This is a genomic window from Photobacterium sp. OFAV2-7, from assembly GCF_022347985.1.
In the GTDB taxonomy this organism is placed as follows: Bacteria; Pseudomonadota; Gammaproteobacteria; order Enterobacterales; family Vibrionaceae; genus Photobacterium.
Genome location: NZ_JAKRFQ010000120.1, coordinates 1 through 8427 on the forward strand (window position 1 = coordinate 1; position 8427 = coordinate 8427).

At 47.3% G+C, this 8427-nt stretch carries 11 protein-coding genes and 1 pseudogene; 4 read left to right on the forward strand and 8 right to left on the reverse strand.

The annotated features are described in order from the left end of the window. On the reverse strand, positions 1-419 hold a 419-nt coding region (locus tag MHN01_RS09155; RefSeq protein WP_239411072.1), incomplete at its 3' end, for a hypothetical protein. A gap of 10 nt (positions 420-429) precedes the next feature. Continuing rightward, entirely contained in the window at positions 430-1161 is a 732-nt protein-coding gene (locus tag MHN01_RS09160) for a response regulator (protein ID WP_239411073.1), read from the reverse strand. A 242-nt stretch (positions 1162-1403) separates the two neighbouring features. Here MHN01_RS09160 and MHN01_RS09165 point away from each other — a divergent pair, with 242 nt between their 5' ends. After that, a complete protein-coding gene (locus MHN01_RS09165) occupies positions 1404-1883 on the forward strand; it encodes a hypothetical protein (RefSeq protein WP_239411074.1) in 480 nt (159 codons plus the stop codon). Between the two features lie 35 nt (positions 1884-1918). Here MHN01_RS09165 and MHN01_RS09170 read toward each other — a convergent pair whose 3' ends face one another. From MHN01_RS09170 to MHN01_RS09190, 5 genes are all read right to left on the reverse strand, one after another. After that, positions 1919-2614 (reverse strand): aspartate/glutamate racemase family protein, encoded by a 696-nt coding sequence (locus MHN01_RS09170; RefSeq protein ID WP_239411075.1) that lies wholly within the window; start codon positions 2612-2614, stop codon positions 1919-1921. A gap of 128 nt (positions 2615-2742) precedes the next feature. Next, entirely contained in the window at positions 2743-2976 is a 234-nt protein-coding gene (locus MHN01_RS09175; protein ID WP_239411076.1) for a thioredoxin family protein, read from the reverse strand. An 18-nt stretch (positions 2977-2994) separates the two neighbouring features. Continuing rightward, positions 2995-3981, reverse strand: coding sequence for a permease (locus MHN01_RS09180; protein ID WP_239411077.1), 987 nt, complete (start codon positions 3979-3981; stop codon positions 2995-2997). Positions 3982-4115: 134 nt separating this feature from the next. Next, positions 4116-4697 (reverse strand): sigma-70 family RNA polymerase sigma factor, encoded by a 582-nt coding sequence (locus tag MHN01_RS09185; protein WP_239411078.1) that lies wholly within the window; start codon positions 4695-4697, stop codon positions 4116-4118. Between the two features lie 95 nt (positions 4698-4792). Beyond that, positions 4793-5350, reverse strand: a complete 558-nt coding sequence (locus MHN01_RS09190; protein WP_239411079.1) for a TetR/AcrR family transcriptional regulator — start codon at positions 5348-5350, stop codon at positions 4793-4795. A 236-nt stretch (positions 5351-5586) separates the two neighbouring features. Between MHN01_RS09190 and MHN01_RS09195 the strand changes: the two genes are divergently transcribed. Beyond that, entirely contained in the window at positions 5587-6216 is a 630-nt protein-coding gene (locus tag MHN01_RS09195; RefSeq protein WP_239411082.1) for a hypothetical protein, read from the forward strand. Between the two features lie 319 nt (positions 6217-6535). On the opposite strand, the gene MHN01_RS09200 is transcribed toward MHN01_RS09195, so the two are convergent. After that, entirely contained in the window at positions 6536-7120 is a 585-nt protein-coding gene (locus tag MHN01_RS09200; protein WP_239411080.1) for a TetR/AcrR family transcriptional regulator, read from the reverse strand. 63 nt (positions 7121-7183) lie between these two features. Between MHN01_RS09200 and MHN01_RS09205 the strand changes: the two are divergent. Together MHN01_RS09205 and MHN01_RS09210 are read left to right on the forward strand one after the other, a co-directional pair. Then, positions 7184-8071: pseudogene (locus MHN01_RS09205) on the forward strand (DMT family transporter). Between the two features lie 15 nt (positions 8072-8086). After that, the coding region (locus MHN01_RS09210; RefSeq protein ID WP_239411081.1) for a TrmO family methyltransferase at positions 8087-8427 on the forward strand (341 nt) is incomplete at its 3' end.

Below are 8427 nucleotides of genomic sequence, written 5' to 3' on the forward strand. Positions count from 1 at the left end.
AGCAGTGTCTCGTCAAAATCCAACTTCTGCCAGATCGGTTTGGATAGGTCAGGAAAGATCTTGTATACCTGATTCCCTTCTCCATATACAACGAAATAACTGTACGTGTCTTCAAGGTAAATTTGGTGAGCTTGCAGCTCATCAATGATTTCGCCTGTAAGCTCAGGGCTCTCCCATGAATAAGCTATAAGGCTTAACTGATTTTCTTCAACATACTTGGCAAGAAGCTCATTGGCACGGCTCTGGCCTAAAGAATTAGCGACATCATCCAGAATATTCACCACGCTGTGCGCCTGATTAAATTCGATGACTTCCTCATAATCAGGTGTCAGCTCCTGAGTGACATAAATATAGCTAACTATACTCAGAAAAAAGAGCACTGCGACGCCAATAAAAAACTCACAATACAAGCGTTTCATTAACTATGGCCTACCAGCGTTCAGGAATAAACAAATACCCTTTACCACGTACCGTGATTATTTTTCTTGGCAGGGCAGGATTGTCATTGAGCTTTTTACGCAGCGACACAATTTTATTGTCGATGGTGCGATCAAGACCGTCATATTCTATCCCCCGAGTACTCTTGACCAGGAAGTCACGCGACAAAACTTCGTCAGGGCGGCAAGCCAAAAGCCACAACAAATCGAATTCACTGTCGGTGAGGCATATTTCTTCGTTATCGAGAGAGCACAGCTTACGCCGGCCGTTAAGGTGTAAACTACCATAACGGCACTCTGTTAGCGTACCGTCTGAGCCAGTTTCACTCTCTGCCGGTACATCGCCAGTCGACATTTGAGGCTCATCGCCGCGACGCAGAAGCATGCGAATGCGAGCCAGTAAAACTCTGGGTTTAATCGGTTTATTGACGAAATCATCGGCACCAATTTCCAGCCCGGCGACATGGTCTATATCATCATCGCTCGCTGTCAGCATCAGAATTTTGCTGTTGACCAGCGGCCTGACATTACGGCAGATGGTCAGGCCATCCACGCCAGGCAGCATTAAATCAAGCACAACTAGATCGGGCTGATGCTCAATAATCGTATCCGTAGCCAGGCGCCCGTCAGAGACGGTCACAACCTCAAACTTCTGCTGCCTGAAATAATGCGCCAACAAGTCACACAGCTTGAGGTCATCCTCGACTATTACGATCTTTGTCATCTCATCCCACCTAAATTAAACAGCGTTCAAAACAAAACTAGGTGAATTAAATAATGAAATGACAACTTTATCAAGCAATAGAATGCTTACCCAATGCAAATGTACAACCCTCTCACATTACCAAGATGAATTCGTCATTCCATTTCTTAACAAGCAGCTTCTGTCGCTACATTGACCATATAGCCATTTCTTCCTGTAATTGGAGTAGCACTTTCTCAACATGCCCCGCGCAGACGACAACAATGAACAATGTAACTGGCAAGGTACATGCTTTCGTACTACCCCTACTAACAGGCGTTTTGCTGGCACCATTTCCGGCTATGCCTGTTACTGATCCAATACTTGTAGCGCTCCAGGGCTGCTGGCAGGGAAAAGCCATCAAAACACCCCGCGGGGCTTTATCCTACCCAATCTGTTTTGAGTTACAGCAAGACAATTCACTCTATGGCGTGGCTAATCTGGATGTCTCACGCCATCATTGGCATTTCTCCAGCCAAGATGACAACACTCAGCTAAGGTTTCTCTCAACCTTTGCCGGTAATGACACGCCGATTTATCTATCGGCCAGCCATACGGCGACCGACCACATTATTTTTGAAGCAGACAACAGCCGCTATTTGAAGGTTCGAATACTGCAACAAGAAGAAAGGACGTACCGTTTTACCATTGAGGTAAAAGGCAAAGAGCATGTCATTATTGTGCTGACTCAGGAAGAGAGATGATACCTGACAGCACTCTCTTCCCTAAAGGTGAAGGCTCAGTCCGCAAGGGCTGCACGTACCGCCGCCTCTGCATGAATCGCCGTTGTATCAAGCAGCTGTACGCTAGTGTGTGCTTGCTGTACCAGCAGGGCTATTTCAGTGCAGCCTAAGATAACCGCTTGTGCGCCCTGTTCATGTAAATCAGCAATGATGTTGAGATAAGCTTCTCTGGACTCCTCGGCAATCACACCTTGGCACAGTTCTTCATAGATCACACGATGGACCAATACCATCTGCTGTTCGTCGGGAGTGACTACTGCAATATCATAGTTGTCGATTAAACGGCGTTTATAAAAATCTTGTTCCATCGTAAACCGGGTACCAAGCAGGCCGACTTTCGTTATGCCTTCCTTTATCAGCACCTCTGCCGTCGCATCAGCAATATGAAGTAATGGAATGGTGATTGCCTGCTCTATCTGCGGGGCAACCTTGTGCATCGTATTGGTACAGATCAGCAAGAAATCAGCGCCACCAGCCTCAACCCCCTTTGCTGATTTAGCAAGAATGTCTGCGGTTTTCTCCCAGTCGCCCTGATGCTGAAGTTTTTCGATTTCGTCAAAATCCACGCTATACAGGCAAATTTTTGCCGAATGCAAACCACCCAGCGCTTTTTTCACGCCTTCATTCAGTGCCTGATAATAGCTCAAGGTGGACTCCCAGCTCATCCCCCCCAACATCCCAATCGTCTTCATATGTTTCTCTCTTTAGTTCGTTTTAGATGATGGTGGCTCCAGAGCCATTTGAATTCTTGTACAAAATTGACCGATTTGAAAACGCTCACTGAGTAACAGTGAGCGTTGTGCTATCGGGTAAAAATTAATTAAGCAAACCAACTGGTAACCAGATCACGGCTTGGGACACTGCCCTTGTGAATAACCTGCTCGTCAATCACCACGGCAGGTGTCGACATCACCTGGTAGGCCATGATCTGCGCCATATCCTGAACCTTCTCGATCTGGATATCGATATTGAGTTCATCGGCAACCGTCTGGATCAGATCGGCGGTATTTAGACAGTTAGCACAGCCAGAACCAAGTACTTTGATTTTTTTCATTGTATTTTCCTTATAGCATTAGAACGAAACGATATTGAATGTCCACCCGACAAGGGTGAAAGCCACCAGCAAGACAGCAAACAGTGTCGCTAGCAGTTTCCACTGCATGACTTGCTTGAGCAGGATAAATTCAGGGAAGCTGGCAGCGACGGTACTCATACAAAAAGCGAGCGTTGTTCCTATCGGCAGGCCATTGACAATTAAGCTTTCCATAACCGGGATCACCCCGGTGGCATTGGAATAGAGCGGAATGCCCAGCATAACGGCAGCCGGCACTGACCACCATTGGCCATCACCTAGGTGAGATTCAATCCAGCCATCGGGGACAAAGCCATGCAGTGCTGCGCCAAGGCCGACACCGATGATCACCCATTTCCATACCCGGCCAAAGATATCCGCGGTTTCCCGCCGGGCAAACTGGTGACGGTCACTCAGGGTCAAGGCTTTCCTTTGCGGCTCATTCGATTCGAACGGTTTATCTCGGCCCTGTTTCAGTGCATCAGCGGCAAAAGACTGTAGCCATCGCTCTGCTTTGATGGCATCAAGAAATACGCCGCCTAGCATCCCGACGACCATACCGACCAGAATGTACAGCAGAGTAAACTTCCAGCCCAGCAAGCCCATCAATAGTAATACCGCCACCTCATTGATTAATGGCGAGGTGATCAGAAAGGCCATGGTGATACCCAGCGGGATCCCGGCCGAGCTGAAACCAAGAAAAACGGGAATACTGGAGCAGGAACAAAAAGGCGTGATGGCACCAAACAACGAGCCCAGCATATACCCGAACCAGCGACTTTTACCGGCCAGATAATCTCTTACCCGTTCGACATCCAGTGACGCACGGATCACCGCGATTAAATAAATCATCACCACCAGCAAAGCAAAAATTTTGGTGACATCTTCAACAAAGAAATGCATCGCATCGCCTGCTTTGGTGGCAGCAGACAGCCCAAGTAAATCAAACACCAGCCAACTGGCAAAATCGGAGAAAATCTGAAACATGCCTACAGCTCCCGTGACCATGTGCGGCAGGGAGAGCAGGTAATGAAAGAAAGTGTCATTACATCGTCCTTACAAAGTTACCTCGTTATTTGCAAAGACGATGAAAGCGTCAAAAGGATGCAGATTTTTTTAGCTTAATATTCGTTTTTTGGATCTCTTGGGGTAAAACAACAAACCCTGTGATACTCATCAAGCTTTACCTTGCACGACTGGCTGAGCTGTCGCCGTAGCTTCTGCCGGGCACGTTGCAACCGGGACTTGGTCGCCACCAGCGTCATACCATGGCGCTCGGCGTATTCTTTCTGGGTCATTCCCCGAATATCACAAGCTTTGATGATCTCGCTGTCTTTTGCCTCCAGCTCACTCAGTACCCGAGGCAGGCATTGAGTCAGGCTATCAATGACCTCGGTATCATGCAGCTCCTGCTCAACATCCAAGTCATCAAGCGGAACAAACCGACGCTGACGAACCTGATCAATCACCAGGTTATTTGCCACCCTGAACAGCCAGGCCTTGGCATTCTCTATCTCACAAAAATCCTTTTTCTTGCTCATGGCACGCAAGAAGACTTCATGGAGCAAATCTTCGGCCAGGGCGTCCTCGTCGGTATGCTTATATAGCCAGGCTAACAATGAATCCTGATGTGCCCGCCATGCCTTCATTAAACACGGCGCAACTGAATGAAAAGAAAGATCTGCAGATTCCGTGACACTCATTCCGACGCTCTCCTCACCTCTATCACCTCTAGGCCCAAGCTCGCATACACACCCACCCGACTGGCATCACATACCATCTGGCAAAGCCGAGATTCTTAATCATCACTGCCTTTTTCTTGCGACGGCAGGGCTGTGATCCACGACGTTATTTCGTCAATTCCGATTTGCTTGCCGCTTAGCATCCTCATTAGCAGGCCCCCCAGCATCAAGGCCATTGCCTGGTTGGCCTGGGACTCACCAACCATATTCTCCATCTCTGACAGGTATTGTGCATTGGCCTTATTCATCAAAGGATCCCCGGCAACCTCCCCGGCATTTTTACCCCGGACATAATCGAGTAGTAGCGCCATCTCACCCTGAAAGCGATTGTCTAGTACACCAATCATTGCAGCAATAGCCTCACCCTTTAAAGCAGGGACGACCTCGCCTTCAGCCACTCCATATAAATTACTCGGCTGAGTGATAATTTCAGTACAGGCAGAAAAAAGTTCCTGTTTACTCGGAAAATAATGATAAAGCGCACTTTTTGATACGCCGATTGCGTCGGCAATGCCCCGCATACCCAAGCCGTTATAGCCATGCTCGATAAACACATCTACGGCTTTTGTAGCCAGCTCCAGACGATAAGCCTCATGGTCAATGATTTTGGGCATATTTCCCTCCTGTTTCAGACCACTTGGACAATAAACGATCGACCACAACGAGTCCAGTTGCAGATCTTTATTGGACCGAGTGGACCAAAAAGATTGACGATTAAAAAATCAGCCACTATTATTTGGACCAAGTGGACTATATAGGCTTGATTTTGTACACCGACATCTTACAGGTGGTGCCGGATCTTCAACAAAGAGTGCTTGTAGTCGAAAGCGAAGATACTCAGGAGTCAATAATGAAAGAGAACATCCACACCATCAAAGATGCCCATATCGACTGGAACTGTCAGGGGAAATTCAATTTTACGACAGGCCACGGTGCCACACGCGCCGAAAGTATACTGGCTAGCTACGCTGCCTTCTTGGCACCGGTTATCCTGTATTTTCTTTCTTGGCAGAACTTAGAATGGAGCCTGCTGCAGATTGCCGTAGCCAGTTTTCTAGCTATCGATATGATTGGTGGTGTACTCACCAATTCATTGGGCTCCATGAAACGCTTCCTCTACTCGGAGCAAGTTTTACCGCAATCAATGATGGCGAAGCTGGTTAAAAGTAAATTTGTTTTTCCAATCATCCATTTCCAGATCTTCCTGGCACCACTGTGTTTTGATGTCACATGGGGTTATGCCTTGTTCTGGTATGGCATGATGATCGCGTCCATCGTGCTGATCCACGTATTACCGCTCTACTTGCATCGTCCTGTCGCCCTGGCCATTGTGATGCTGGCGGTCATGATTAACCAAAGTGCCTTTATGCCGCTGAGCGGACTTGAATGGCTGGCGCCGATCTACATCATCAAGTTAGTCCTGTCTCATGCCGTGCGAGAAGAACCATACCGGCCAGCAGACAACGCGGCAAACGCATAAGACCTATACACTGGCCGCAAGAAATAATGAGTGATCACTCGAGCTCGTATTGAGTGCGGTTGATCATCAGGCTTAAAGCGGGTTTCACAAGCAACTCATTGCTAACTCAATGCAGCTTTGCAAACTGTAACCCGCTTTGAGCAATTAATTCGGAATAATAAGTATTATGTACATAGATAGCTATCAACTGCTCATCAATATCATTGACATTTTTACCTGCTACTTTCTCATTACCTATGCCCTGTTAGAAATGTACATCTACACCTTATAGCCTTGGCATAATTAAAAGAGAAGACCTCTTCAATACTCTATTCTCTCCTCAAGCAATGGCAGCCAGCAAGAAATCAGTCGCTTTTCTGGCATGCTCATCAATCTGGCGCTGGCTCGGTTTTTCTCTTCCCATCAAAACACCCGATCTCAGTGATAGCAACATTCCAAGCCAAAGCTTTATCGTTGTTTCCGTATCTTTGACATCGAGTCTTTCAGAGAAAAACGACGCAAGCTTTTCATGCGTATCATCAGGCCCTATCGCATGAAAAATGCTGACAATTTCAGGGGCTTTCGCACTTTCAGCCATCAATAGCCGGAATGTGGCAATGTGGTTATCCGATAAGTGAAAGCCGATAAACTCCCTGGCAAAACCTGTTAAGGCATCGTGCGTGTTTGGGTTTTGTAGGTGGGTAAGGAAGCTATCATCAAGACTTTCTCCCATGTGACGCAACGTTGCCTGAAACAAATCGATTTTTGTCGGGAAGTATCGGTATACCGTTTGTTTTGTCATTCGAGCCTGCGCCGCTATTTTGTCCATACTGGACAGCACATATCCCTCGGATAAAAAAATCTCTTGTGCCGCAGCTAAAATCGCCCGCCTTTTTATCTCTTTATTTTGCTCGATTTTTCCCATTTTCTGCTCACCTCATAAACCATTAATCATACCAGCCAGTATGATTTTATAGAGGCGTGAAAAATGACAAATATGATGATGGACAAAAGCAGCTTCAAGAGTGCTCGCACTATGGGTGTGGGTATCACCCTGATGGGGGTTTTGCTAATGAGCCTGGATCCAATTTTCATCCGCTTTTCAGGTGTTAGCGGATTTGATACCGCTTTTCTGTTTGGTTTGTTTACCGCTATATCCATGCCAATTTTCATCCAGCTGAGAGATGAACGTGGCTTGATAAGAGCGATAAGCGAAAGCGGCTGGCCTGTATTGCTCTCTGGCTTGTTAATGTTAGGAAGTGCAACAGGATTGGTGCTGAGTATCAAACATACTTCGATCGCCAACACCTTCGTTATTCTCAGTGCGGCACCGGCGCTAGCGGCAGTATTTAGCTGGCTGTTACTGGGAGAAGTGACAAAGCGTTCAACCTAGATAGCGATCATTTCTGTCATGATCGGGATCGTTATTGTGGTATCAGGCTCCTTTGATTCCGGCAATCTCATCGGTGACGGGCTGGCTGTGTTCGCCGTCACCTGTTTATCCCTCAATCAGACACTGCTGCGCAAATATAAGAATGTCAGCCGCATGGCAAGTGTCGGTTTTGGCGGATTATTCTTGGCTCTAGCGATGTTCTTCGTCGCCACACCTTCAGCCTACAGCCTAAACACCTGGCTAATTATGGGGGCTATGGGCTTATTCACCGCGCCTTTCGGGCGTGTACTGTCACAAACTGCCACGCGCTACATCACGGCTCCCGAGGTAGGAATGATCCTAATGATTGAAGCGGTTCTCGCGCCAATTTGGGCATTTAGCTTTTTCAATGAGATCCCACCAATGACAAGTGTACTCGGCGGCTCGATCATCCTGCTGACCATCTTAATTTACGCCATTTCTACCACTAAAAACGAACAATAGAATAAGGACAACATGATGAGCTCTGAAATCACCTATATCGGTTGTATAAAGACGCCTTACACCAAAATTGAAGACTGCCCGAACAACATTCAGCCGAACGGACCGTTGTGTCACATAAACCTGGATGAACACTATCATGATGGGCTGCAGGGCCTCATTGTCGGCCAGCACATTCTAATTTTATATTGGCTTGATAATGCTGATCGAACAGTCGTTGTCCAGCGCACCTGCAAGGGTAGCCAAACCAAAGGAACCTTTGCATTACGCTCACCGCACCGCCCTAATCCTATTGGCGCAGCGGTATTGCCTATCGAGAATATCGAAGGGGGGCAGATCAGCGTAAGAGGGCTGGACTG